This window comes from Paenibacillus sp. J31R120 (genome assembly GCF_056269225.1).
Window position 1 is genome coordinate 436,945 of the sequence record NZ_JBWDNN010000005.1, and the last position, 26,123, is coordinate 463,067.

General features: G+C 50.3%; 22 protein-coding genes. 4 read left to right on the plus strand and 18 right to left on the minus strand.

Going from position 1 to position 26,123, the window contains the following annotated elements; all coding sequences use genetic code 11:
• The first annotated feature begins 55 nt into the window (after positions 1–55).
• Entirely contained in the window at positions 56–1,669 is a 1,614-nt protein-coding gene (locus tag AC0YNW_RS20315; protein ID WP_475833499.1) for a catalase, read from the plus strand.
• Positions 1,670–2,017: 348 nt separating this feature from the next.
• Here the strand turns inward: AC0YNW_RS20315 and AC0YNW_RS20320 are convergent, their stop codons facing one another.
• The 6 genes from AC0YNW_RS20320 to AC0YNW_RS20345 form a co-directional block, all read right to left on the minus strand.
• Positions 2,018–3,859, minus strand: coding sequence for a sensor histidine kinase (locus AC0YNW_RS20320; RefSeq protein WP_475833500.1), 1,842 nt, complete (start codon positions 3,857–3,859; stop codon positions 2,018–2,020).
• 15 nt (positions 3,860–3,874) lie between these two features.
• A complete protein-coding gene (locus AC0YNW_RS20325) occupies positions 3,875–5,449 on the minus strand; it encodes a response regulator (RefSeq protein WP_475833501.1) in 1,575 nt (524 codons plus the stop codon).
• Positions 5,450–5,491: 42 nt separating this feature from the next.
• Positions 5,492–7,159: an extracellular solute-binding protein gene (locus AC0YNW_RS20330; protein ID WP_475833502.1), complete on the minus strand. Its 1,668-nt coding sequence runs from the start codon at positions 7,157–7,159 to the stop codon at positions 5,492–5,494.
• Positions 7,160–7,322: 163 nt separating this feature from the next.
• Positions 7,323–9,005 (minus strand): extracellular solute-binding protein, encoded by a 1,683-nt coding sequence (locus AC0YNW_RS20335; RefSeq protein WP_475833503.1) that lies wholly within the window; start codon positions 9,003–9,005, stop codon positions 7,323–7,325.
• A gap of 76 nt (positions 9,006–9,081) precedes the next feature.
• The gene (locus tag AC0YNW_RS20340) at positions 9,082–9,978 is read right to left on the minus strand and encodes a carbohydrate ABC transporter permease (protein ID WP_475833504.1); all 897 of its coding nucleotides are present in this window, start codon (positions 9,976–9,978) and stop codon (positions 9,082–9,084) included.
• Positions 9,979–10,012: 34 nt separating this feature from the next.
• Positions 10,013–10,927: an ABC transporter permease gene (locus AC0YNW_RS20345; RefSeq protein ID WP_475833566.1), complete on the minus strand. Its 915-nt coding sequence runs from the start codon at positions 10,925–10,927 to the stop codon at positions 10,013–10,015.
• Between the two features lie 450 nt (positions 10,928–11,377).
• Between AC0YNW_RS20345 and AC0YNW_RS20350 the strand changes: the two genes are divergently transcribed.
• Both AC0YNW_RS20350 and AC0YNW_RS20355 read left to right on the plus strand, forming a co-directional pair.
• Positions 11,378–11,638 carry a hypothetical protein gene (locus tag AC0YNW_RS20350; RefSeq protein ID WP_475833505.1) on the plus strand — a complete coding sequence of 87 codons (261 nt, stop codon included), beginning with the start codon at positions 11,378–11,380 and terminating at the stop codon, positions 11,636–11,638.
• Entirely contained in the window at positions 11,635–11,823 is a 189-nt protein-coding gene (locus tag AC0YNW_RS20355; RefSeq protein ID WP_475833506.1) for a hypothetical protein, read from the plus strand. The genes AC0YNW_RS20350 and AC0YNW_RS20355 overlap by 4 nt, the downstream gene beginning before the upstream one ends.
• Positions 11,824–12,177: 354 nt before the next feature.
• Here AC0YNW_RS20355 and AC0YNW_RS20360 read toward each other — a convergent pair whose 3' ends face one another.
• The 5 genes from AC0YNW_RS20360 to AC0YNW_RS20380 all read right to left on the minus strand — a co-directional run bounded on the left by AC0YNW_RS20360 (position 12,178) and on the right by AC0YNW_RS20380 (position 18,469).
• Positions 12,178–12,402 (minus strand): helix-turn-helix domain-containing protein, encoded by a 225-nt coding sequence (locus AC0YNW_RS20360; protein ID WP_006040330.1) that lies wholly within the window; start codon positions 12,400–12,402, stop codon positions 12,178–12,180.
• A gap of 130 nt (positions 12,403–12,532) precedes the next feature.
• Positions 12,533–13,207, minus strand: a complete 675-nt coding sequence (locus tag AC0YNW_RS20365; RefSeq protein WP_475833507.1) for a class D sortase — start codon at positions 13,205–13,207, stop codon at positions 12,533–12,535.
• A complete protein-coding gene (locus tag AC0YNW_RS20370) occupies positions 13,204–13,656 on the minus strand; it encodes a GtrA family protein (protein WP_475833508.1) in 453 nt (150 codons plus the stop codon). The genes AC0YNW_RS20365 and AC0YNW_RS20370 overlap by 4 nt, the downstream gene beginning before the upstream one ends.
• Positions 13,637–14,635, minus strand: coding sequence for a glycosyltransferase family 2 protein (locus AC0YNW_RS20375; RefSeq protein ID WP_475833509.1), 999 nt, complete (start codon positions 14,633–14,635; stop codon positions 13,637–13,639). Before AC0YNW_RS20375 ends, AC0YNW_RS20370 begins: the two co-directional genes overlap by 20 nt.
• A 27-nt stretch (positions 14,636–14,662) precedes the next feature.
• A complete protein-coding gene (locus tag AC0YNW_RS20380; RefSeq protein WP_475833510.1) occupies positions 14,663–18,469 on the minus strand; it encodes a glycosyltransferase family 39 protein in 3,807 nt (1,268 codons plus the stop codon).
• Positions 18,470–18,687: 218 nt separating this feature from the next.
• Between AC0YNW_RS20380 and AC0YNW_RS20385 the strand changes: the two genes are divergently transcribed.
• Entirely contained in the window at positions 18,688–19,488 is an 801-nt protein-coding gene (locus AC0YNW_RS20385; protein ID WP_475833511.1) for an FkbM family methyltransferase, read from the plus strand.
• A 70-nt stretch (positions 19,489–19,558) separates the two neighbouring features.
• On the opposite strand, the gene AC0YNW_RS20390 is transcribed toward AC0YNW_RS20385, so the two are convergent.
• The 7 genes from AC0YNW_RS20390 to AC0YNW_RS20420 form a co-directional block, all read right to left on the minus strand.
• Positions 19,559–20,488 carry a glycosyltransferase family protein gene (locus AC0YNW_RS20390; RefSeq protein WP_475833512.1) on the minus strand — a complete coding sequence of 310 codons (930 nt, stop codon included), beginning with the start codon at positions 20,486–20,488 and terminating at the stop codon, positions 19,559–19,561.
• A 19-nt stretch (positions 20,489–20,507) separates the two neighbouring features.
• A complete protein-coding gene (locus AC0YNW_RS20395; RefSeq protein ID WP_475833513.1) occupies positions 20,508–21,221 on the minus strand; it encodes an acyltransferase in 714 nt (237 codons plus the stop codon).
• 7 nt (positions 21,222–21,228) lie between these two features.
• Complete coding sequence (locus AC0YNW_RS20400; RefSeq protein ID WP_475833514.1) at positions 21,229–22,332, minus strand: DegT/DnrJ/EryC1/StrS family aminotransferase; 1,104 nt, start codon at positions 22,330–22,332, stop codon at positions 21,229–21,231.
• Positions 22,329–23,405, minus strand: a complete 1,077-nt coding sequence (locus tag AC0YNW_RS20405) for a Gfo/Idh/MocA family protein (protein WP_475833515.1) — start codon at positions 23,403–23,405, stop codon at positions 22,329–22,331. The genes AC0YNW_RS20400 and AC0YNW_RS20405 overlap by 4 nt, the downstream gene beginning before the upstream one ends.
• 105 nt (positions 23,406–23,510) lie before the next feature.
• Complete coding sequence (locus tag AC0YNW_RS20410; protein ID WP_475833516.1) at positions 23,511–24,380, minus strand: dTDP-4-dehydrorhamnose reductase family protein; 870 nt, start codon at positions 24,378–24,380, stop codon at positions 23,511–23,513.
• A 26-nt stretch (positions 24,381–24,406) separates the two neighbouring features.
• The gene (locus AC0YNW_RS20415; protein WP_475833517.1) at positions 24,407–25,093 is read right to left on the minus strand and encodes a glycosyltransferase; all 687 of its coding nucleotides are present in this window, start codon (positions 25,091–25,093) and stop codon (positions 24,407–24,409) included.
• A 2-nt stretch (positions 25,094–25,095) separates the two neighbouring features.
• Positions 25,096–26,079 (minus strand): polysaccharide biosynthesis protein, encoded by a 984-nt coding sequence (locus tag AC0YNW_RS20420; protein ID WP_475833518.1) that lies wholly within the window; start codon positions 26,077–26,079, stop codon positions 25,096–25,098.
• Positions 26,080–26,123 lie beyond the last annotated feature (44 nt).

The following is a 26,123-nucleotide window of genomic DNA, read 5'->3' on the forward strand; positions in this document are numbered from 1 at the left end:
ACCCATAATACGCTGAAACGATTTCCAAATTAAAGCGAAGGTGGAAGGACATCCTATGATAGCGCATAACGATGGAAAGCCGGCTTCCGGTGCTGCCAGCAGCGAGCTGGCGCCCGGCGAGACTAAGGAAACGTTAACGAACCGGCAAGGCCATCTCATTACAGACAATCAAAATATCCGCACCGTCGGCAACCGCGGTCCGTCCACTCTGGAAAACTACCATTTCATTGAAAAAATATCGCATTTCGACCGCGAGCGGATTCCGGAGCGTGTCGTGCACGGACGCGGTGCTGGCGCGCACGGTTACTTCGAAGCCTATGGGAAGCTGGGAGACGAGCCGATCTCCAAATATACCCGTGCCAAGCTGTTCCAGGATGCCGGTAAGCGTACACCGGTATTCGTACGGTTCTCGACCGTTATTCATGGCGGGCATTCGCCCGAGACGCTTCGTGATCCGCGAGGCTTTGCCACGAAGTTTTACACCGAAGACGGCAATTGGGATCTCGTCGGCAACAATCTGAAAATCTTTTTTATCCGCGATGCGATGAAATTCCCCGATATGGTGCATGCCTTCAAGCCAGACCCGGTTACGAACGTGCAGAGTATGCAGCGCTTCTTCGACTTCGTGTCGCAATCGCCTGAAGCGACCCATATGATTACCTTCCTGTTCTCTCCATGGGGTATTCCGGCGAACTACCGCCAAATGCAGGGCTCCGGGGTCAATACCTATAAGTGGGTCAACGCTGATGGAAAAGCTGTTATTGTGAAGTATCATTGGGAGCCGCTGCAGGGCATCCGCAATTTGACGCAGAAGGAAGCCGAAGAACTGCAGGCCAAAAACTTTAATCATGCAACTCAGGACCTGTACGAAGCAATTGAACGCGGAGAATATCCTGAATGGGAGCTTCAAGTGCAATGGATGAGCGATGACGAGCACCCGGAGCTGGACTACGATCCTCTGGATGACACCAAGCTATGGGATCCCAAGCAATTCCCGATGCTTCCCGTCGGCAAGATGGTGCTGAACCGCAATCCGGAGAATTACTTCGCCGAGGTGGAACAAGCCGCTTTCGGTACAGGCGTGCTTGTGGACGGCCTGGACTTCTCAGATGATAAGATGCTGCAAGGCCGCACCTTCTCTTATTCGGATACGCAGCGCTACCGGGTAGGCAGCAACTACTTGCAGCTTCCGATCAACGCTCCTAAGAAGCGTGTAGCGACCAATCAGCGCGACGGTCAGATGGCCTTCTATGTCGATGTGGCGCCTGGGCAAAACCCTCATGTCAACTACGAGCCATCTTCGCTTGGCGGACTGGTGGAGGCTGATCGTCCGGGGGCTCCGCATGAACCGGAATATAACGACAAGCTAACCCGCGAACCAATCGACCGGCAAAATAACTTCAAGCAGGCAGGCGACACCTATCGCAGCTTGGAGACGTGGGAGCAGGATGAGCTTATCTCTAACCTGGTGGATGCGCTCAGCACCTGTACGGACCATATTCAGGAGACTATGATCCGTCACTTCACGGAAGCGGATGCCGATTACGGCAAAAGGGTAGCCGACGGATTGAAGTCGGCTAACGGACCCGAAGGCCACATCGGTACTCATCCAGCTAACGAGGGCATGGAATTGTCCGAGGAGCTGGGGCATTCGACTGACGGGTATTGAGGAGAAAAAGATCATTCCATGGCGAGACACACAACTGCGCAAGGAATATTCTTCCGACCGCTGTTGTATCCATATTCCCTGAACAATATTGTAAAGGTTGGAATCCGGATACAAAGGCGTACGCTACCGCTTCTCCAGAACATTCCTTGCTTCGTTCGTTTCGACCCATGAAACAAGATTATCGATCAAAAAAATGAAACCGTTTCTTAGTAAAATGGAAGTCTGATTCCCATTTACGAAAAGAACGGTTTCTTTGTACATTCAACATTCGATGAAGCAACTGGGAGAACATGATCCTCCATTACTTTCACCATGCCAAACCTTCTGAACTGATTGGATCTCCCGGCCCTATCCATCGCCGGTTGAAGAATCGTCTTCGTCCTTCAGGAACAGCTTGCGCTTCCGGGCCGGGATACGGACATTGACGGAGGTCCCTGCACCTCTCACGCTGAATATCGATACACCGTATTGCTCGCCGTATTGCAGCTGAACGCGCTGGTGAATATTGCGAATACCAAAACCCGTCTCGCTTTCATTCGAAACGCTCATAATCTCCGCAATTCGCTCCTGTCTCACGCCCATCCCGTCATCGATCACCCGATAGAGAATGTCGCCGCCATCCAGCTTGGCAACGATGCGGATATGAATCCGGTCACCGCTCCATGCGTGCTTAAGCACATTCTCTACGAATGGCTGCAGAATCAGCTTGATCGTCTCGTATTGCCATACGTTGACGTCCACGTCGAACGTGACCTCAAGCCGGCGCCCATACTTCACCTTCTGGATATCCAGATAAGCGTTCACCTGCTCGACTTCGGATGATACAGGGATAAGCGTTCTGCCGGAATTAAGTGTCAGCCGGTAAAACTTCGCCAGCTCCACAACCATCTTCTGCAGCTTCTCATTCTCACCGAACTTGGCCAGCCGGTTGATAGACGACAACGTGTTGTATAGAAAATGCGGATTGATCTGCGTCTGCAGCATCTCAAGCTCCGCTTCTTTCTTTTGCAATTGGGTCAAATAAACTTTGTTAATGAGCGCTTCGACATCCTCGCCCATTCCGTTAAGCGCCGTGGCGATTTGCGAGAATTCATCCTTCCCCCGATAAGAGATCCGCTTGTGCAAGTCGCCTTCGCGGAACGCATTCAGGACGGAGACAAACTTCGTAATCCGCTTGGAGAAGTAACGCGACATAAAGATGCCCGTGAATGTAAACAAGATAAAGCACAGAATGCATATGATGAGGATGAAAGTTCGAACCCGCTCAGCTTCCTGCTTAATAATCGTCAGCGGTACATAAGCCACGATCGTCCAATCCTGCAAGGGCATATGCTCTTCCAATGTCAAGAACTCACCTGGAGGATGAGACTCCGCCATCGAAGCGAGTGTAATCGGAGCGCGATTACTCGCCTCCTTCGCAACGTGCAGTTGTTCGTCGGAAGCATAAATGATTTTTCCTGCCCTGTCCTTAACAAGCAAGACGGCCCCGTCGCCAAGATTCCGGAAGTAAACGCTTTCGAACAGCTCATCGATGAGCACGCTGAACCTCATAATTCCGATTTCCTTTACGTCTGTTGGAATAGTCAAATCAACGATCCGGCGAATCATCGAGATGCGATTGTGTTTTTCGTCATCTTCGACCTGCTTCCACAACATCGTGACGCCATATTCCTCTTTGGGAAGCTGATAATACCAAGGTTGGCGCTGAACACGGTCAATCTGGAAAATATTGATTGAATTTTCATTTGCAAATGAATCTTGCTGGCCGTAATTAAAATACCGTTCATCTATCGTATTGTTTTTCATATAAATAAAAAGTCTCAGGTTGATACCGATAGACTTCGCAGCGCTATCTAATTTGGGCAATAGTGTAAGTTCCATTCGCGAGTGTTTTTCTCTGCTATCCGTCAAATCCAACATAAGATTCTCGACGAACTTATCATCGTCGTACAGAGTTGAGGAGATGCGAATAATATCATCCGTTTTATACGTGACATTATCCCGGATTTGAATCAATGTATTTTTTATATTCGTACTGGTCTGCTTTCGCATAGAGGAATCATACATAGAGTGGGAGACGTAACCGTTCACCGTGATGAGAATAATAATAAATATAAGGTAAGAGAGCATGAGCTTATAGCCGATTGGCATATATCCCAGGCGTTTTCGTTTCTCCCAGACCGATTTCATCTTTCCCTCCATAAGCTACTGCTCTCTTTTGCGATACTCAAGCGGTGTCATGCCAAACTTCTCTTTGAATTGCCTGCTGAAATACGGTAGATAGCGATAGCCTACCTGATCCGCAATTTCGTAGATTTTCATACCCGGCGTCTTGAGCAGCTCACAAGCCCGCTCCATACGCAGTTGAACCAGTAGCTCATTGAAGGTATGCCCTGACTTTTCTTTTATGAGAAAGCCCAGATAGCTTGGCGAGAATGAGAAATGCTGTGCGATGTCCTTCAGCGTAATGTTCTCGCTCATCCTGTCCTTGATCGTCTTCATGACGTTGCGGATAAACTTGCTGTCCTTCGTACTGTTCTTGTGATGCAGCTTCTCCGATATCTCAAATACGCGGTAAAGCAGCCATCTGCGAATATCATTAACCGTCTCGAATTGAAGCAAAATATCCAGATTGCGGATATCGATGCCGAGCAGCTCGAACAAATCCTCGTTCATGGCGCTGAGATGCTGATCCAGCTTCCATATAATATAATTGGTCAGGTTATGAACCGTAAATTTGGAGCGCAAGCTCGTCAATGATCGGAACAAGCCTTCGAACTCATCATAGATATGGACAAGCTCGTAATCTTTAACCGCTTTCATCAAAGCGTTCATATGAGCGTCCAGCATGCGGGAATCGAGCATACCCGGCTCTGCACTTACTTCCTCGTAATTAATAATGCCGCCTTTTCCGAGGAACATCTTGCCTTCGACGGCCTGAATTGCTTGAGCATACGATTCGTGAAGCCTTTCCGGCGCATGTACCGGAGCGCCAAGACCGGTCGTCACGGTAATGTTCAATCGGCGCTGGGCCGTATTGAGCAACTTGGCAATTCTGGCCTCGATCCCATCAGCCTCCAGCAGCAAAGCGATCCGCTGGGAATTCAGCTTGCAGTACGGAATAATCCCTCCTGCGCTTACCACTTCATGAAGCTGCTTCATGAACACTTTGGACACTTCCAGGCGGGAATGAGCATTATCCTCTGTTCTGGAGAGCAGATCCAGCTCCATCACCGCCACTCGAACCGGCCATTTCAAGCGGTGCAGCTCATGCGTCTTCGTCAATTTAGTCATAAACTCGCGATCCGATGTATCCTCCCCTTCGAAAAGGCGCAGTAGCAGCTCGCTTTTGGCTATCGGGATCATATTCTGGTACGCTTCTTCGACCTCGCGATGCTTCAGCTCCTCATCCAGGTCGCGCTTCACCTTCATTAGCGATGCAATCAGCTCGTTGTCGTCCATCGGTTTCAGCACATAATTGTAAGCCTTGAGAGACAGGGCTTGCTGCACATAGCTGAATTCCTGAAATCCGCTCACAAAGATGATCCGAATGTTAGGCTTCCGCTGCAGCGCGATGCGGGCCAGCTCGAGTCCAGACATATACGGCATATTCACATCACTTACGAGTATATCAATGACATGCTGATCCAGCACCTCGCAGGCGGACAGCGCATTGTTGACTGAGCCCTTGACCTCCATGCCCAGCTCCGTCCAAGGAATAAATTGCTTCATTCCTTCCAAATCCAGTTCTTCATCATCTACCAACAGCACATTGTACATCGTCTCTTCCCCCCATGAAGCATCAATGCTGAATGTAAGTTGCTATTCGTTATTCAGAACTTTCACATTTTCTTGCCATCTCCTCGTAATGTAATTCAAATATTGCTGGAATCCTGCGTCCATGGAAGCACGATGCGCATCGTCCAGTATGGACAGCACTTCCTCGTCGGTTTTGCCAAATAACGCATCCTTGCGCGCGTCAAGCCATATATCTTTGAGCTTGTTCATCGTTTTGCCTTCATCCGAATTTGGAGCCGGCTGTACATTAATAAATTCCGTCGCGTCTCCTTGCGATTTCCAGGTTATTTTCCGCTGCCAATACGTCGACCAGTTCTGCTGCTCCTCTGGCAACGTCTGCTCATATTCACTTTTTGTTTTATCCAAATAAACGGTATTGCCAACCCATATCATGTCACCAGAAATCGCCTGTATTTCCGCGAGCTCCTTCGGATCGGTTCCGTAGCGGGCTGTAAAGTTAGGCGTGATGCCATCTTCTCTAAAGCCATTCCAATAGCCGCCTGGTCCCGGTGGTCCCCACATTTGGACAGCCGAGCCTTCCGGACTCGTCATCCAGTCCAACATGGCGAAGATCCCTTCCGGGTTTCTGGCGGCCGTCGTAATCGTTGCGACGTTCCAGCCCAGGAGGTTGTACGTGCCTGGGTAGATCTTGGAGCGGTCCAGTCCCTGCTTGTAGATCGGCTCGATGAACATATATCCGTCATCGGGGTTGATCTTGCGCAGCTCCGCGTCCCCTACCATCCCATTAATCATCGGATTTGCGCTGGCATAGACAGCCACTCTGCCCTGCATCAGCTTCTCGTTCACCTGATCCTCCGTCTGGGTCATCGCATCGGCAGGAATCAGGCCTTCTCGCATCAGCCTCGCCACATACACAGCCGATTCGCGGAACGCCGTGTCCTTATAGATAGACGTCATCCGGTCGCCTTCCGTTACAGCGTACAGCCTTGTAAAACCTAAATTATTTTCCTTGAAGGCTGAAAAAAGCTGGTCAATGCCATGCCCTTCCATGGTCTGCCCCGTCTCGAACGGAACGATGTTCGGATAATGTTCCTTCACCAAAAGCAAATACTGATACAAATCTTCCGTCGTATCTAATGGCGGGAATCCCAACTCGCGATGTATTTTTTTATTGATCACGTATCCTGCATTGCCGTAAGGCTGGCTTGTATAGTAGTTCGGAAAATAATAAATTTTGTCGTCCGGCGAACGAAGCATATCCAATACTTTTTCTCCGGCCCAGCGCTTCAAGTTCGGATACTTGTCGATATACGCATCCAGCGGCACAAGCAAGCCCGCTTCTCTCATCTGCTCCAGATCGTAATCCCGGTCGCCCCATACAATATCCGGCAAGTTGTTGCCGGCAATCATTTTCTGAAGCTTCTGCTTTGCCTTTCCGTCCGAACTGATTGGCGCAATATGAATATTGAATTGATCCCTAATCCACTTGGATGCGGGATCGGCTCCCCATACGGGCATGGAATAATAGCTGTAGTGGCCGTAGAACGTAATATCCAGCCTCTCCTTGCCCAAGACGTACAAGCCGTTGACATACAGCCCGCTATTATCCATTGGCGTATGATCGACCTTATCTGATTCTTTCACCGTCCCTGCATTGCTGCAGCCCCAGATCAAACTTAAAGCCAAAGCTGTAAGCAGAAGTCGCATGAACATTTCTCTCTTCTTGTTCACTGACCATGTGCCCCCTTGAAAGAATGGTAATTTCGACTGTTAATAGTCTAATGATACCAAAAACACCACTAACAATATATAGAAAAGATGATTATAAATGAATGCAGAGACATCCCAACGGGTTCACTGAACCTGTTGGGATGCTTCGTCTTGCTTTGCGGGATTAGTTAAGTCCCAGAATCTTACGTTTTTCTTGCCATTGGCCTGAGCGCCATTCCAGCAATTTGCCGTATCCAATCGCTTGCGCATCAGCTTCAGCCTTGTCAAGAATACGGTCGACTTCTTCTGCACTCTTCGCTTGCGAAGAATCAGCAAGTACTTGCAGGAACATATCGGCTACCAGCTGTTGGATGTCGGCTTCTTCAGTCTCGGCAGCAGGAGTCAAGTTTTTAAACTCTGTTGTATCGATTCCCGTCGGCCAGGTCACTTCGCGTTGGTAGCGTGCTTGCCAGTTTTGTTTTTCTGTTGGCTGGGACAACTCATATTTATTTTTCGCAGGGTCGATGTAAGCCGAGTTGCCAACGATCATCATAGGGAGATTGTCTGTTTGGATTTGAGCAACTTCGTTTTTGTCGTACTCGGCTGTGAAGTTCGGCAGTCCTTCGCCGTCAAATCCATTCCAGTTCTTTCCTTCAGGTCCAAAGTATTGAAGGTTCATACCTTCAGGACCAGTATACCAATCCAGGAATGCGAAGATTTTTTCCGGGTCTTTTGCATTCTTTGTAATAACAACTACGTTCCAGCCAAGCTTGTCATAACCGCCTGGATGAATTTTGTTTTTGTCCAGACCATCTTTGTGGAATGGCCAGGTTACGAAGTATCCATCCTCTGGATTTGTGCTCGTAATGTGAAGATTAGCTTGGTTTGCAAAGTTCGTTACGTCCGCGCTGGCATAGACAGCTACGCGGTTATTCATCAACTTCTCTTTAATGTTATCGTCGGTTTGAGTGAAAGCATCTTGTGTGATCAATTTTTCAGTATATAATTTAGAAACAAACTTTTGCGATTCGCGGAAAGCAGGCTCCGTGAAGATCGATGTCAGCTTGTCACCGTTAGGCACAGCAAGAAGCTGGCTGCCTAATGAATCGTATAATGCGCCTTCTTTAAATGCCGTATACAATAGGGCTACGCCTTGACCGTCTTGTGCACGGCCTGTTTCAAATGGAATAACTTCGGAGCCATATTTCTCTTTAACTTTGACGAGATAGTTATACAAATCATCTGTTGTTTCCAGCTTCGGCTCGCCAAGCTCTCTGTAGATTTTCTTGTTGATGGCATAGCCCGCCGTATTGGTCGATTGGTTCGTATACCAGTTCGGGAACTTATACAGCTTGCCGTCCTTGGAACGAAGAAGCTCGATTCTCTCATCACCAAGCCATTTTTTCAAATTCGGATACTTATCCAAATAGTCGTCGAATGCAACCAGCTGTCCGTTTTGTTCCATACGGTCCATATCCGCATGGAAGCGATCCATCCAGATGACATCAGGAAGATTGCCGCCCGTCATCATCGTAGTCATCATTTCATTATTGCTGCCATTCGCTTGAATCGCTTTGATGTTCAGTTGTTTGTTTTCTTTCAACCATTTTGTTACCGGATATTCGTCCATACCCAGGTAGTTGGCCCAGCCGTAGTGAAAGAACAATGAAAATTCGAGCGGTTCAGAACCGAACTCCCAAGCGCCATTAGCGACTGGAGTGTCCGTTTCGCCACCAGTTCCATTTGTGGCTGCAGGTGATGGCGAAGGTTTCGTATTGCCAGGTTCAGACTTGCTGCAAGCTGCCAGTATCGTCGTCAGCAGCAGAACAGCTGACACAACGAGCAGCAGCGACTTGCTTCTCTTCATAGATATTCCCCTCTCAATTTGTAGTGTATATGTCCAAAGCGAAAATCGCCTTAAACCGAAAGTAACTAGCTGATTGCTACTCCTTCAAGGAACCTACCAATACACCTTTCACGAAATACTTTTGTACGAAAGGATAAACAATGATGATAGGAAGTGTTACAACCATCATCGTTGCGCTAGTAAGCGACTTGGGCGTAAATGTTCTGACACTATTGATTTTTGAAATAACATCATTCGGCAATCCGGACAATTCAATGATGTTGGAATTGAGCAATCTGCGAAGTATCGTCTGTACAGGCAATAAGTCCGGATTCGTTATATAGATACTAGGCACGAACCAGTCGTTCCAATGTGCGATAGCCGTGAATAAGCCAAGCGTTGCAATAACGGGTCCCGATAACGGTAAAATGATTTTGAAGAAAATCCCCCACATGCTGCATCCGTCAACTTGCGCTGATTCCTCAAGACCAACCGGTAAACCTTTGAAAAAAGTTCTAAAAATAATCATGTTCCATACGCTGATCAAACCTGGAATGATGAATACCAGGAAATTGTCCATCAACCCAAGAGAACGAATCAGCAAAAAGTTTGGGATCAATCCGCCGCCAAAGTACATCGTGAAGACAAAAAATACCATATAGAACTTTCGGCCCATCAAATAAGATCTGGTCATGCCATAGGCAAGGAGCGCTGTCAAGAACGTAGCGGATATAGTCCCTACGATGGTCCGATAGAAGGAAATGAGGAATCCATTTATGATCTTGTTATCTTTAAAGACAACATCGTAATTGTCCCACGTGAAACTCCTTGGCCAAAAGGTTACTCCGCCTCTCGAAGTATCCATCCCTTCGTTGAAAGATATAACAAGCGCGTTCCAGAACGGATACAAGGCTGAAAATGTAAGCAGTGCAAGGAAAATATAAATAACGTATAGTAATATCCGGTCGCCAAAACTGACTCGTTTTAATCGCATGGCTTGTCGACCCCCCGATAATCTGATAAGTGAATTACCATAGGCTGTTTCCTGCTCTTCTTGCCAGGTAATTAGCCATAGTCAGCAAGCCGATACTAATGACCGCCTTGAACAACCCGATGGCGACAGCAAAAGAATACCGTTGATTCTGTAATCCAATCCGGAATACGTATACATCAAGTACATCGGATACAGGTCTAAGTATCGGGTTGGAAGCAAGAATGAGAATATCCTCGAAGCCCGCATTCAACAGACTGCCCATTGCCAAAATCATAAAGATGATAATAACTGGCATAATGCTTGGAATCGTAATATGGAAGATTTGCTTCAGCTTGCTTGCTCCGTCAATTTCTGCTGCCTCATACATATGGGGATCGACTCCGGCAATTGCCGCAAGATATACAATGGATGCAAAACCGATTTCCTTCCATACATTGGTGGAAATTAGAATGGTCCAGAAATATTCTTTCATCGAAAGGAAGTTTATCGGCTCATCGATGGCGCCAATGCCTTTCAAGAGAATATTGATACTGCCATTATCCGTAGATAACAGCGACATCACTAGACCGCCTACGATAACCCACGACATGAAGTGCGGCAAATACGTAATGGTTTGCACGATCCGCTTAAACGCCATATGACGAACCTCGTTCAACATAAGCGCTAAAATGATCGGTGCCGGAAAGCCGATAAAAAATTTCAATAAGCTGATCACAATCGTATTTCGCATAATCTGCGCAAAATTAGGTGCATTGAAAAATGCTTCAAAATGCTTTAAACCGACCCAAGGGTTCTCGAATATCCGATGCGCAGTGAACACGTTATAATCCATGAATGCAGTCAGAACGCCATACATCGGTATATAGGAGAATACGAAAACTAATAAAATCCCCGGGATAACCATCAACTGAACGTCGATCTGCTTCCAAAAGCGGCGTAAAGGATTCATCTTTTTTGCCGGTCTCAGCCCTGGCGAAGACGAAGGGTATGGCTTGTTCGTCGTTGTCTCCGACATAATATCCTCCTCTGGAATGTAGTGGTGGAAGGCGATTGCTTCCTTCCGGCTTATGTACATTCTACCGCCGGCCCGAGAGAGAAACGATATAAGAGGAGCGCGATTTTTTGCACTACAGAAGTTACTTTTTTTTCGAAAAATGATAGAAAAACAAGGTCGGCTAGTGTAAGTAGTGGAAATTGTTAAAAAGGCGAGTTCAGGTGGGATGGCTTGTTATCAAAGTCGTGAATTCGATTAAATTCGAGCTAAAATGCATAAAAAAAGACAGCATATCGCTATGCTGTCAACAATCCTGTAAAACTAGTACTAGCCGTAATCGCATTCCCTTCTGCTAACGACGTTTATGTTATAATAAATATAGTACAAGCTAGCGAGGTGAAGCCGATGAAATGGGGAGATATTACCGAATTGCATCCCCGTCGTTTTGTCTTGGTGGAGGCGATTAAAGCGAGCTCCACTAATCGTGTGCGTCATTTAGAGGATATGGCTGTTATACAAGAATACGACAATCCGCAAGAGGCATGGGATGGGTATAAGCAATTGCACAAGCTTCATCCGACACGCGAACTTTACGTATTCCACACTAGCAGAAACGACGTAGAGGTTGTAGAAGAATTCTTCTCGGGCGTAAGGCAGCGCACATGAAGATTGAACTCCAACACGGCCTGCCCCTTATCTCCTTAACTTTAACTTACAACAGCCAATCCATTATTCTGCCTAACGTCTTATTTGATACGGGATGTGCCGCAACCGTTTTTGACACCGATTCGCTTGCCGATATTGGTATATTGATTTTATCAATGGCAGAGCCAAGCGAATGTATGGTGTAGGCGGAACAAGCGAAATTTGCTATGAACAGAGCATCCCTAATCTTCAAATTGAGCACTTTACTTTAAATGATTTTCCTGTCCAACTCGGATCCATACAGGAGCCCTATGGTTTTGACGGCATATTAGGCATAGATTTTATGGTCCAGACCAAATGTAAAGTCGACTTCGATACCATGAAAATTCACTTTCCTCATTCATTTTGAACTCCTCCAGCAACCGCATGACCAACCTGATATGTTCTCAAGCACGCAAAAAAAGACAGCATATCGCTATGCTGTCTCCAATACAATCCTATAGTTAGCATGTAGAAAGGGCATATGCCCTGACAAACGAGAATGGAGAGACCTTAATATGTTAAATTTGTAACTCCCCAAGCTTAATCAGCTCGACAACCGCTTGCGAACGACCTTTGACATTCAATTTTTGCATAACATTCGAAATATGGTTGCGAACGGTTTTCTCGCTGATGAATAATTGCTGCGCGATATCTCTTGTCGTTTTGTCCTGCACCAACAGCTCGAATACCTCTCGTTCACGATGTGTCAATAAAAACTTGCTCTTATGGTCGCTTCCCTTCAAGATTTGTCACCCCTCCTTGCTCGGGTTTTTATGGGTATAACAAGGGCAAGGGATACAGTCAACTTATCATATGAAGGGGGTGTAGCGATGGTGCTGTATATGAGCAAAATGGGCGCAATAGAACTCCGGATTACGCCATCTCGGCGTGAACGATCAGCCGGTGCGTCGGATCAACGACAGGATCACATGTAATCAACGTCAATCTGCGGTCCTTCTTATTATAATTGAGGACGGATACATCCGTCGGCTCCACGATCGAGGTACCAGTCACCACATACGTATAGGTCTCGCCTTTGGTCTCTACAACAATCTTGTCGCCTTTCTTCACCTCGTTAAGACGGTTGAACAGCTTGCCCTTCGCTCTCATGCGATGCGCGGCAATTGCTGCATTGCCGACCTCGCCGATCGGGGCCGTCTCCTTCAGATGCGCGGCGGCGTATTTCATATTTTTTTGCGTGGCACCCTCCAGCACCGGAAGGTTCACCTTAATGCTAGGTATCCGAATAGTGGCGATGGCATTAAGCTTCGGAGGCTCCTGGGAAGGGGCTGTCGTATCCGACGGTTCCGCTGTTTCATCAGCATCGGAGGTTGCACCAGCCGACACAGACTCCGCCTCGGCGAACAAGGTCGAAAGCCGGTCATACTGATTCAGAGCTTCCTGCTGCGCCTGCTCGTCATCCACGCTTACTTCCCACTGCGCCATCAGCTTCTCCTGCTGCCTGTCATCGAGCCATGCGCTGGCCCGGGGATATACAATAATAAGCAGACCGATGATAATAAGTCCGTATGATAGCAGTCGCTTCATGACATGCCTCCCGTCTCCACCGGCTTATGCCCGGCAAATACCCACCTCTTGCTTCCGTAGAAGTTCAGCGCTACAACCAGCACCGTTACAATTACTTTGCCGATCAGCTCATGCAGGCCGATCCATTCCGTCGCGACCACAAGCAGCAGCAGGGAAGCTCCCAGCATACAGAGATTCCATAGAAGGAACCGCATGATCCGTCTCGCCCCGCCTTGCTTTCCGTTAGCCGCTGCCTCATCTCGGAATGTAAAAACGCTGTTCATTACATAACTATTCAGCATACCTGCTGCATAAGCCGCAATCTGTGCGATCGAATAATGCGTCTGTACAACAATCAGCAGTGTGAACACACCCATATCAATAAGCGTATTCAAACCGCCGATTACGCTGAACGTAAGAAATTGCTTGATGGAACGCTTTCTGGCCTGATCAGACATACTGCTTGGCACGCTCCGCATCGCCTTTGACGCTCATTTCTTCCGCCGTTTGCTCCGGGTAGCCCTGCACTTCCCTTACGATATAAAGCGGGCGGTTTTTGGACTCGTCATAGATACGACCGATATACTCCCCGATTACACCCAGCAGGAGCAGAATGATGCCATTGAAGAGCAGATTCAGCGCTACAATCGTCGTCCATCCCGTCTCTGTCGTTTCCGTGAACAGACGCTGATATAAGACAACTAGCAAATAGAAGAAGCTGCCAATCGACAGGAAAAATCCTAGATAAGTAGCAATCTTAAGCGGCTTGTAAGAGAAGCTCGTAATACCGTCGAGCGCAAAGCTGATCATTTTTTTCAGCGGATACTTCGTTTCTCCCGCGAACCGCTCCTCGCGCACATACTCGACGCTCGTCTGCTTGAAGCCAATCCAGCTGATCAAACCCCGGACAAAGCGATTTTTCTCCTTCAAGCCGCGCAGCACATCGCATACTTTGCGATCGATGAGTCTGAAGTCGCCTGTATCAAGCGGAATGTCGACATTCGTCATGCTGCGCAGGAGCCTGTAGAAGCCAAGCGCGGTCAGCTTCTTGAACAGCGTCTCCCCCTTGCGCTTCAGCCTGCGGCCGTACACCACCTCGTAGCCTTCCTTCCACTTCACGATCATGTCCAGAATTACTTCAGGCGGGTCCTGCAAGTCCGCATCGATGACAACAATCGCATCGCCCTTCGCATAATCCATGCCGGCCGTAATCGCGATTTGATGCCCGAAGTTTCGAGAGAAGTCAATCAGCCTTACGTTCTGGTCGTTCGCACTGAACGATTTCACCAGCTCGACAGAACGATCTTTGCTGCCGTCATTGACGAAGATCAGCTCGTATCTGCCGTCCGCCCGGTCCATTACTTCCTTCAACCTGCCATACGTATGCTCGATTACTTCTTCCTCGTTGTACATTGGCACAATAACGCTATACCTGACCTTGTTTTCCATGACGATGCTCCTCATCTATTCTCCATATTAAAATACCCAGCTAGGGAACCAGCGCAGCAGATCAATGTACCATTTCGGCACAGTCAAGCCAGACAACGCGGGGTAATATATTACAAACAAGATTGCCGCGGCAATCGCAAATCCGTTGCGAATCTTCCTGACCTTCGGATTCCGCTCCTCCGCCAATTGAAACAAGTAAACAATGCTCAAGATCACGAACGGCACCATCGCGAAGTAATGATACAGGAACGTCTCGCGCGGTACGAGCATCCACGGCACATATTGCGCCAAGAAGGCGATCCACAGCATATAGACATGCTTGTCGCGCCGTTTGATGCTGATCCACATCGTCGCCAGCATCGCCGCAATGCCTGTCCACCAGATGAGCGGATTGCCCATTGCGACAATCGTCGACTTCATCCCCGCTGCCAGCTCGCCCCCGGAATAATACCAGACCGGACGCTTCATGAACGGCCACTCCCACCAGGAGGAGGAGAAGGGATGAGACGATACGAGATGGCTATGGTAGCTGTACATATGCACTTGATAATCAATGAGCGACTTCAGCGTATAGCCTTCGCTCATCACGGTTAGTATCGGAATGTAAGAGAGCGCATAGATACCGGCTGGTATCGCGATATAGAAGACCAGGCAAGCAGCCAGCGTCAGCACTGTATAGGACGGAAATACCGATACTATTCGCCGGAGTGCATACGAATCAAACGCTGCCGCAGCATCATCCTGCCGCCGAAGCATACGCTTCGCCGCCGCATATTCCTTATACCGTTCCCATAGCGATATGCCGAGCATAACAGCCAGGCCTGCACCGCCGTATAGAACGATCCACTTCGATGCAACGCCGAGCCCGAAGAACAATCCGGCCAGACCCAGCGGCACCAGCGTCGCAAGCAGCTTCGTGCGATAGAAGCTGAGCGCCAAATATTTGTTCATAAAGTGGAACATCAACATAATGAAGAACACACCGTATACATCGATCGTCGCAATTCTCGTCTGCGTGAAATGCATGAAGTCCGCAGCCAGCAGGCCAGCCGCAAGCGCAGCATAAGCCGTACGGCCGAACAATCGCTTGGCTGTCATATAGATAATAGGAACCATCGCGATCCCGATTAGCGTTCCTGCGATCCGCCATCCGAACGGATTAAGGCCGAACAGCTTGATGCCAAGCGCAATGATGATTTTGCCCAGCGGCGGATGGGTATTCTCGTAAGCGACGATGCCTTCAAGATTCTCATATGCCGTTCTGGCATGGTAGATCTCGTCGAAATAGCTGCCCTTCATATAATTATGCCCATATATCATCAAGTCTTGCTCGTCGAATAGCTGATCTACGCTGCCTCGCCTTGGCTCCCCTGCCTTCTCATCATGAATGGCGGCAATCGGAAGCGGTTCTTTGCTTCCCGCTTCATAGATTCCCATCTCATGCAAGGAGAAGCCAGGCGTTGTAACGGTCAGCTTCACATAACGGGCGTTCAGATCCACCGTCTGGCTGCGCCATGCGAATACCGCTACGTGATTGTTGTCCACTTCAACCGGATTCGTCCACTCCTCCGGCTGGAGGCCGAACTCCAGACGGAACTTGCCTGTGCCGACCCCGCCGAACGTTGTAACCCGCTCCAGATGCTTCTCTTCACCCAAATCAATATAGAAGCTTTGCGTCGTGCTTGACGGCTGCCAAGGCGTCTCCGGCCCCTTCAAGGAGCCGAGTCCGATGAGCGCGACTAGCGCGTAGACGGCCGTCAGGCCGCCCATCCAAATCCAGTCCTTGCGCGTCAGGAGCCGCTTAGTCCTGTCACCCGGCACCGTATCTTGTGTCACACTCGACAGTAGATGCTGATCCGCTTCCTTCTTGTCGTTCAACGTCACCGGCACGATCCCAAGCGTGCGTCCGCGCTTGTAATGATCATAGCCCGCATACAGCATATAAAGCAGCAAGCCGATATTGCTAATCGCAACCAGCAGGACAACACCATCCATGACGACATTGGTGGTCGTCTTGCTGTATTCCAGCACATAGCTCATATTGAAGAAATTCGTAATCGTAAATCCGTAGAATACATGCAGCATTCTCCGGTCCCGCATTTGAATAAAGGCAAACAAGCTCAGCAGCAGAATCGGGAACATATATCGCTCATGCATCTTCGTTACAAGAATGAACACAACGGCGATCAATGCCATCGCGATAAAGAAGCTGCGATCCTCTCCCTCTCGCCGCTTGCCTGTCAGACTGAACCAGACGGCCAGCCCCACCGCAACGAGAATAAAGAAATTACCCCAATGCTGATAGCTTAGGAACAGCCAGTTCTCCGTAAGCGGCTTCCAGTTCGCTCCGAACAATGCATATAGATTAAAGGCATTCAACGTCGCGTACGGATAGGAGGACAACGTGCCCCTGTACAACTCATACAAAGCTTTAAGCCCGCCGCTCGACCAGAAGAATGGCAAAGCAAGCAGAATAAATGTGCCAAACCCGTAATAAGCGGTGACCGCAACGTTCTTCCATTTCTTCCGCGCCACCAGAGCAAGCAGCAGCACCGGCATAAAGATGAAAGCCTGCGGCTTGATCAGCGCAGCGATTGCATACCAGACAGCAGCTTTGCCGAACCGGTTCTCCGAGATGCCTAGCAGCGATAGAGAAAGCACCAGCGCAAATACCGAATCCACTTGCCCCCATGCGGCTGAATCCAGAATGACCGCCGGATTGAACAGCCACAGCATGGATAGACCCAGTGCGACTGGCGCGCCCAGCTTCTTCGCTGCTAACCGGAAGATAACAGCCGCCGCGCCCAGATCCGCTGCAATGGCGGGAAGCTTGTACAGCAGCATTGCCGCTGATTCGCCCGTAATGCCAAGCCAGCTCTTGATATGACCCAGTGCAAACAACACATAGATGTAGCCTGGCGGATAATCGACGAACATCTCCGTATGATAGAAGCCCGCCAGCCCTTCGCGAACCGCCTGGTCAGACCAGAACATGAACAGGGCGATATCGTTGGCGTATCCTTCGTGGCTTACAGCCAGTACGATACGCAGTGCCAATGCCGCGGCGAAGGATACCGCCAGCAGAACAGACACGCTGCTCCGGCGCTGCTCCAGCCACTGCCGGTCGCGGAACAGCTTCACGGTCACGAATGCGAGCAGCAGAGCAAATAATGCAGAATAGATCATCGTGCCCAGAATAGATACTTTCTGCGGCGCCTCCGTCTCCCCGGCTACCGAAGAAGTCTGCTCCAGCGAGAAGACCTCCGCGCCATCCGGCGCTCCCGATACCTTCTCGACCTTGAGCTGGTCAAACCAGACTTTGCCTGAATTAATGCTCCCATATCCCCCGAGGCTTCCTCCGACAAGTATCTCCTTTTGGTTCTTGGCCGTCTTGCCGTAAAACTCCAAGTAAGCCCATGTCTCGTTCGTATCGCGGAATTCGGGATAATGCACCGCAACGCCCTCGACATACAGATGGGCACCCGCACCTTGGCTGCCGATCCCTTCCGTCCTCACATAACCGGAAATCCGGTATGTGGCATTGGACTTAACCTTTACCAGCTGCAGCAGACGCGCATGATTATCCCCGCTGCTATGTATATAGGCAGACTGTTTCCCTGAATATGACATATTCCGATCGACCCCGTACTGCGTAACTCCACTGTCGTCGATCCATGCTTCAGTCATCCATCCATCCGGCATGTCGCTGGCTGCCGCTTCAAAATCGCCATTCATTAGCAAGTTGCCTTCTGCGTTCGCCGCAATGCCGGGTATCAGCATGAAGAGCAGGAGCATGATAGCGATTATTCGGGAAAAGCCATTGCTCATCTTCATCACGATTCCTTTCCTCAACCATACGTTACCTAATAATTATACAAACACATAACCACTTTATCGAATGCATCTTGCGAGGTCAATGAAAATAGCAAAAAATACGTGGTTTTGGTTGCGACTGGATGCCAATCTAGTACAGGTTGCGAGAAAGTTGAATATGGTAATAGAAGCGCTGCACGAAATAGGTGCAGAATTTGCCGTACAGGAGGAGAATGTTTGTGCATAAACTCATTATACCGGGAACCAATCATCCCATTTATGTCAATCCGAGAGACTTGAAGGGTGCAAGCCTTATGCGCTACAAGGGCATGACGCAGCCGCGCATTGTCCATTGGTGGAGAACGATGACGCAGAAGTTTGGTCCTAGTCTCGTCATTGACGCTGGTGTCAATTACGGAGAGATTGTCCTCTCGACCGCTTACGACAGCCAAGCATCCGTTACCGTCATTGATGCCAACGAAGTGCTTCGCCCTTACCTTACGAGATCCATTGAGGAGCATCCGAACGGGAGCCAGTTCCGCATCGTCAACGCCATTGCATCCGACCAGCTTCAGTCCTCCGTCACGTTCTACGTCGACAAGGTGCGCTCCGGCAATTCATCGGCCTTCCATCTGGGCGAGCGGGCTTTCCGCGAAATTACCATTCCCAGCGTAACCGTCGACAGCCTGTTCGATGATCGGACCATACAGGACGACACGCTCCTGTTCAAGCTTGATGTAGAAGGCTACGAATGGAACGTCCTGCGCGGCATGAGCCGTATCCTCAAGGAAACCAAAGAAGTTGCGGGCATCATTGAATTCAACATGAGTTATATGGAGAAAAAAGGCGTCGACCTGCGCTCGTTCGTATCTTTCCTATCTGAGAACTTCCTGCTCTTCGCGCCTGGCAACCGAGGCGCGCTAACGGAAATTAAAGCGCCCTATTATGAATCAGCGCTTCAATACTTCGCGCGAGACAAAGACTGCAATGACTTGATCCTCCTGACCAACTTAGACCAGCTTGCCAAGCTGAAGAGCTGACAAGTTGACGTATAGGCAAAGGGCCGCTCCTCCCTGGCAGATTACTGCCGGAGAAGCGGCCCTCTTCCCGTTACAACATCGCTTTGATCATGCTGACGAACTCCTCCGCACGCCTATCATTCGTATGGTTCTCATGAATAAAAGAATAACCCGCATCCGTCAGACGCTGCCTCTCCTCCGTCTCGCTCGCATAATGGAGCGCCTTGCCCAGCAAATTGCCTCTGTCACAGGCGATGTAATTGGCTCCGTCCCGGAAGCCGAGCTCTTCAATATCAGGATTAGGCTCCGCCAGCATAAGCGAACGGCAGCCCGGAATTTCAAAAAACTTGGCGACCGGAATTTGCAGCACGCTGCCGCATGTGAAAGACATGAGAGAGCGGTTCAGCGCGGCGGCATACGCCTCCTTCACGAACAAGCCTGGCCGGTCTGGCGTCCGGTGCCCGGGATGCTTGAAATGCTTAAACCCTTCTATTCCGTTCATCTTCTTCAAGACGGCATGACGGAACGGATACTTGTTGTCCATCAGTCCCATCAAGGAATATTTGATATCCTTCTCCAGCCCGTAATCCCGGATCAGCTCCGGGTTGACGCCGAACGGAAGCCAGCGGAACCGTGGAGCGCACTCCGGGAATGCCTTCAGGAAGGGATATTTGCTAGCGGAGAAAATCAGATCGGGACGAGCGGTTTCGTGGAAATAGTTATTCCGTTTTTCTGGCTCGAAGTGAACGTCGAGCACGTAGCAGCCCTTCAAGATGTTGACTTTATCCAGATTCGTAATATGAGGCGCGAACGCATTGCGCCATTCAAAATCATAGTGGAAAATAAAATCCGGCTCAAAATCGATTTTGGCGAGAATGTCGAGAATATTCCCGTCCTTCGTCCAATACCGAACCTCGGCGACCCTTTCGATTGCCGATAACATATCAAATTTATGCTGATGCTTGGGCATGGCTTCCGCAAACCGCTTGACCAGCATTAATATTTTCAACGGCCTCTCCACGGATCAGCCTCCTTGTCGACTATTGATTCTCAAGCCATTGCTCTGGAGGCACATCCCGCAATCTGCGTGCCGGCACTCCCGCCACGATGGTCCGCGGCGGAACATCCCGAGTCACGACGCTTCCCGCTGCCGCGACGCCCTCTTCATGGATCGTCCTGCCCGGCAGTATGGTGGCATTCGCCCCGACCCGGCCTCCTCGCTTGATGATGACGCCCCGAAATTGACCGAAGCGCTGCTGCGAACGGGCGAGATAATTATCATTCGTCGTCGTCACGAACGGAGCAATAAAAACATCATCCTCCAGCACGGAAAATGCGCATAAATAGCTGTTCGTCTCCAGCTTGCAATTGGCGCCGATGCTGCAGTCATTCTCAATCGCGGCACCACGGCCGATGATTGTAGCTGCCCCGACCGCCACGCGCTCCCGGACAGTCGCGTAATCCGCAACGAACACATCACTCCCTAGCCGCGCTCCTCGGTATATAACCGCTCCTGTGCCGATCGTACAGCCCTCTTCGATGACAGCTGGCGCAAGCGTTACAGCGGTTGATGTGGTCGCAGAGTTTTTGGCTTTCATGGGCAGCTTGCCGATAACAGCATGATCATGAATCCGGACATTCGAACCGATCACGCTTCCGTCATGAACAACAGCATGATGGCCGATGACCACGTTCTTCCCGAACGTCACTCCTTCGCCGATAACCACATGCATGCCTAGCGTAACAGCGTCCATTCCGTCCTCACCCCTTTGCGTAGCGCTTCAATTTGTCGATTATATAGCGCTGCTGCTCTCTCGTCAGATGAGGCGAGATCGGCAGTGCAAAGGACTGTTCGCAGACAGCCTCTGTCACCGGCAAGTCACCGCGCTTATACCCCAGATGCCTCAGCGCCTGCTGCAGATGCTGCGGACACGGATAATAATGGCCCGTCGAGATGCCGTGTCGTTTCAATTCCATCGTGAGCCGCTCCCGATCCTTGTATAGCGTCACGTACAAATGAAAGACATGGCTGCTGTCACCGGAAGCGTAAGGAAGCGCGAGCGGAAGTCCTTGCAAATGCTCGTTGTAGTAATCCGCTGCGGCTCTCCTTCTATCGTTCCATTCCTTCAGCTTTGCCAGCTTCACGCGTATCGACGCCGCTTGCAGCGGATCGAGGCGGCTGTTGTAGCCGGCAATTTCATGAAAATACTTGCGACGGCTGCCATGATGGCATAACAGCCGGATATGGTCCGCTACACCCTCATTATTGGTCACGACAATGCCGCCGTCGCCGTAGCCCCCCAGGTTTTTGGTGGGAAAAAAAGAAATGCAGCCGATATCTCCGATCGAACCGATTGCTCTTCCCTTGTAAGAGGACCCTATCGCCTGACAAGCGTCTTCAATGATAAGCAGATTATGCCGCTCTGCAATATCCTGCAAGGCGTCCATATCGGCAGGCTGGCCAAAAATATGGACCGGCATGATCGCCTTGGTCCTCGTCGTCACCTTGGCCTCCACCGCTTCCGGACTAATATTGAATGTGCGCGGGTCGATATCCGCGAATACCGGTACCGCCCCTTGGCGAACAATCGCCTCCGCCGTCGCAAAAAACGTAAATGAAGTCGTAATGACTTCGTCACCCGGACCGATTCCCGCCGCTTCCAAGGCAAGCGTCAGCGCATCCGTTCCGTTCGCCACAGAGATCGCAAATCGCACTCCCGTGAACGCAGCAATCTCGCGCTCCAGCGCCTCTACCTCAGGGCCTCCGATGTAGATGCCGCTGTCGAGCACGCTTCGCATAGCCGCTTCGAGTTCATCCTTCACTTCTATATATTGCGCCCGCAAGTCGATTAATGGAATAATCATAGGCCGCTCTCCTGATCCTGCCGCTGAGACTGGCCGCCGCTTGTCTCCGTCGGCAGTTGCACAACTTCGCTTGCAGTTAAAGAGCTATAGATCGCCAGCACCACTTCCAACGCATGCATCGTCTGCTCCGCCGAGACGGACGGCTGTCTCTTCTCCCTCATGCTTTCGAGTATTTCCCGATATAGCGGGGTGTGGGATATGCCATGATCCGTCATGATCGTAGCCTCCGTTAGCGCATCATCTCCATAAAAAGACCATACTTTCCGCTGATTCAAATTCGCGCCTTCGATCACCGCACTCCCCTTATCGCCGAATAGGCTGATCGAGGTGCCCAGCGTTCGCGGAGCGATAATCGTCGAAGCTTCAATCAAGCCGATGGCCCCGCTTCGGAACCTCAGCACGACGGCTCCCGCATTTTCCACCCCAATAGGATCGCCATAGGTGCCTGCTTGCGCGTATACGGACTTCACCGGACCCATTAGCCAGAGAAGAAGATCAATATAGTGAATGCATTGATTCATGAACAATCCCCCGCCAAGCTCTTGCGATTCGCGCCAAGGGCTGCTGCGGTAATAGCCTGGATCCCGCTTCCAACGCATGGAGACAACGCCGTGACTCAGCTTGCCGAATTTCCCCATGCGCTCGGCGTGCTTCATCTCTTCCATCAGGGGCAAATACCTTGCCTGGAAGCAGACAGCCGCCACAAGCTTCCGTTGTCTCGCCGCATCGGCAATCGCCGAAGCTTCCTCTAGCGACAGAGCCAGCGGCTTTTCAACCAATACATGCTTGCCGGCTTTCAGAGCCGCCATGGCCAGCCTTCCATGGGAATCACTGCTTGTGGCAATGACGACAAGATCGATAGTTTCAAGCTCCAGCACTTCGCTTACCGAAGTATATGCTGCGACTGCCGGAAATAGGGGCCGGACGATATCATTTGCGAAACGCTCTACTCTCTCTTGCTGCAGATCGCATACGACGACAAGCTCCGCTTCACCGCCCAGCTCGGCGATCGACGCGACATGCTTCTCCGCAATGCCCCCGCAGCCTATGATCGCGATTCGCCATACTTCCATACGGATTCTCCTTCCGCTTTCCTTGCTGCCAGTTCTCTCTCATCTTTACTTAGCAGTATATGATTGCCTTGCGAGAATGATATGGACGCTTGCGATCGTTATTTCTCAAGACTTGCGGTTCGGCAGATCATAGTGAGGATACAGATGGCGATGCTCCCCCATCCAGTGCGCAAGCTCCTCCAGCATTGCGGGATAGTCCGCAGCCGCATAGACGAAGTCCTCTCTTGTGTTCAACAGGCTTTTGTCATAATGCAGCTTGCTGCAAGGAGTAATCGATATTCCTCTGCGGAACACGGCGTTCATGATCTGCAGCAGCCTGTGCTTCGACAGCTTTTTATGACCGGTCAAATGCACAAGTCCGTCTAGCGGCTGATTCAAGGTCCAGCCAATAAACTTCGCCAATTCCAGCGTGGTCACGCCGTTCCAGAATACACGGCTATACCCTTGCACCGGGCCGTTCTCCCGAAGAAACCAATGCATCAGCCCGATTCCATCTGCCTTCAATTCCGGACCGATAATGGATGTTCGAATCGTCAAATGATTCGGCCGGATCACTTCCCCCAAGCTTTTGCTCTTGGCATAAGCTGTCGCTCCATCCGCCGTCCTGGATTCCTCATAGGGTCCCGATATGCCGGAAAATACGCAATCCGTACTAATATGGAACAGCCGAAAACCTAACTCGTCCCCATAATCGGCAAGCCTGTGCGGGAGCAGGCTGTTGATTTCAACCGCTTCCCGCAGCCGAAGCTTCGCATCTTCATTCAGCAAGCCGGCCGCATTAATGACCGCATCCGGCTTATGCTGCTTCAGCATAAGTCCCAGACGCTTCTCATCCCTGAGATCGAGGCGCGTATAAGGCGCGGGCGCAGCTCCTGTCCGCTGGGTTGCGATGACCTCGCAGCCGTTGCGGGACAACCATAGCGTCAGCAGATGCCCCGCCATGCCTTTGCCACCGAGTACTACGATTTTTTTCACGTTTCGCTCCCCCTCGCTTATTGGAATCATACCTTGAACAGACTGAGCAATGCGTCGACCTGCGAAGGCTCGATCAGCTCCGATGACTTGACCTTGAAGCGGAGCAGCTCATTGGACTGATGAATGACCACCACGTAGTTACGGCCGCCCAGCAGCTCATACTTATAGTTGATGGCGTCGTTATGCGTCTTTACGGCATATCGTTTCCCTGCCAAATAATCCTGTGTGTTGTAAAGGAAGGCAAAGAAAGAAGGAGATCGATACGTTACCGTAGCCATGCGGTGCGATGTGCAGTCATACAAGTAGCCGTGCTGAGTAATAATGACTTCTGTCGTGCTCTTGGCTGCATAAGCCCTCAGCCGCTCTACATAATCCAGGCTGAACATATTGTCGGAGTCAGTGCGGGCGACGTAAGCACGCTCCGAGCCCTGGATGGCTTCGCCTACACGGGCATCCCGCTCGGAGATAGGCACAAATTGAATGTGGGAAGGCAGCGGCGGGTAAGGCTGCAGCGCTTTGTGGATCAGAGCCTCCGTCCCGTCCATAAAATAAATAAAGGCATGAAAGCTGGTATCCGATTGGCCAATAAAGCTTCTGGCGGTGTAGTCCATCGTAAGCTTCATCCGATAATCAATCCAATCCTGCTTGTAGATGTTGTCGCTAAAATATATGCTGTTGAAGTGTACTTCGATAACAATAGCTGGATGATTCAATGCTAATATCCTCCCTTTTGCAGCAATTGAATGATTTCCTGCTTGGACATTAAAGAGTCATTAGAGCTGTAACCGCGGAATCCGACCTTCGGCAGAGCACGGTACTTGTCCATTAGACGGCGGGAAGGATGGGGAGGCAGGATGACATAATATTGCCGGTCAAAGCGATACGCGCTTTCGGATTCGTAAGGAGATACCAGCTCCTCATGCAGCTTCTCACCCGGGCGGATGCCAACCTCCTTCATGCCCAGATGCGGCACGCCATGCTTCTCCTGCAAGGCACTCGCCAAATCAGTGATCCGGCAGGCATTCATCTTCATGACATAGATTTCGCCGCCAACCGCTTCCGTCGCCGCCTTGATCAGCAGCTCGATCGCATCGGACACCGTGAGCAGGAAGCGGGTCATCAAGACGGAGGTGATCGGAAACGTTCGCTGCTGCTTGATCATATCGAGGAAGAAGGGCACGACGCTGCCGCGCGTCCCAAGCACATTCCCCCCTCTGACGCACGCATACCTCGTCGTTTCACTGCGGGTGTCCGCATTCAAGATCAGCCGCTCGCCCAGCAGCTTCGTCATGCCGTAGAAGTTGACGGGATTGACCGCCTTATCCGTTGATACATCGATGACTTTCTTCACGCCCGTCTCTTGACTGGCGCGTATGACATTCTCCGTGCCTTTGACATTCGTGTTCAGCGCTTCCTCCGGCTGATTCTCGCAGATCGTCACATGCTTCAAGGCAGCGAGATGGAAGATGTAATCCACATTGGCACATGCGCTTCGCACCGCCTCATAATCTCTCACATCCCCAATTCGAAAGGTAACCTCTGGCGCATGCTCAAACTCTCTCGCCATTAGCACCTGATTGAATTCACCTCTGGAGAATATGCGGATTTCCTTGGGTTGCAGAGCAAGCAGCCGCTTCGTCAGCTCCCTGCCCCACGAGCCCGTTCCCCCTGTTATCAAAATGATCGAATTATTGAACATATCGCCGCCCTCCTTATTCACATCGATGTACGCATCACCCAGAG

Coding starts and splice junctions, on each gene's coding strand:
- AC0YNW_RS20420 (WP_475833518.1), bottom strand. CDS start 26,079: ATGTTCAATAATTCGATCATTTTGATAACAGGGGGAACGGGCTCGTGG.
- AC0YNW_RS20375 (WP_475833509.1), bottom strand. CDS start 14,635: ATGGAAAACAAGGTCAGGTATAGCGTTATTGTGCCAATGTACAACGAG.
- AC0YNW_RS20315 (WP_475833499.1), top strand. CDS start 56: ATGATAGCGCATAACGATGGAAAGCCGGCTTCCGGTGCTGCCAGCAGC.
- AC0YNW_RS20380 (WP_475833510.1), bottom strand. CDS start 18,469: ATGAAGATGAGCAATGGCTTTTCCCGAATAATCGCTATCATGCTCCTG.
- AC0YNW_RS20335 (WP_475833503.1), bottom strand. CDS start 9,005: ATGAAGAGAAGCAAGTCGCTGCTGCTCGTTGTGTCAGCTGTTCTGCTG.
- AC0YNW_RS20350 (WP_475833505.1), top strand. CDS start 11,378: ATGAAATGGGGAGATATTACCGAATTGCATCCCCGTCGTTTTGTCTTG.
- AC0YNW_RS20400 (WP_475833514.1), bottom strand. CDS start 22,332: ATGATTATTCCATTAATCGACTTGCGGGCGCAATATATAGAAGTGAAG.
- AC0YNW_RS20320 (WP_475833500.1), bottom strand. CDS start 3,859: ATGAAATCGGTCTGGGAGAAACGAAAACGCCTGGGATATATGCCAATC.
- AC0YNW_RS20395 (WP_475833513.1), bottom strand. CDS start 21,221: ATGGACGCTGTTACGCTAGGCATGCATGTGGTTATCGGCGAAGGAGTG.
- AC0YNW_RS20345 (WP_475833566.1), bottom strand. CDS start 10,927: ATGAATCCTTTACGCCGCTTTTGGAAGCAGATCGACGTTCAGTTGATG.
- AC0YNW_RS20340 (WP_475833504.1), bottom strand. CDS start 9,978: ATGCGATTAAAACGAGTCAGTTTTGGCGACCGGATATTACTATACGTT.
- AC0YNW_RS20405 (WP_475833515.1), bottom strand. CDS start 23,405: ATGGAAGTATGGCGAATCGCGATCATAGGCTGCGGGGGCATTGCGGAG.
- AC0YNW_RS20355 (WP_475833506.1), top strand. CDS start 11,635: ATGAAGATTGAACTCCAACACGGCCTGCCCCTTATCTCCTTAACTTTA.
- AC0YNW_RS20325 (WP_475833501.1), bottom strand. CDS start 5,449: ATGTACAATGTGCTGTTGGTAGATGATGAAGAACTGGATTTGGAAGGA.
- AC0YNW_RS20365 (WP_475833507.1), bottom strand. CDS start 13,207: ATGAAGCGACTGCTATCATACGGACTTATTATCATCGGTCTGCTTATT.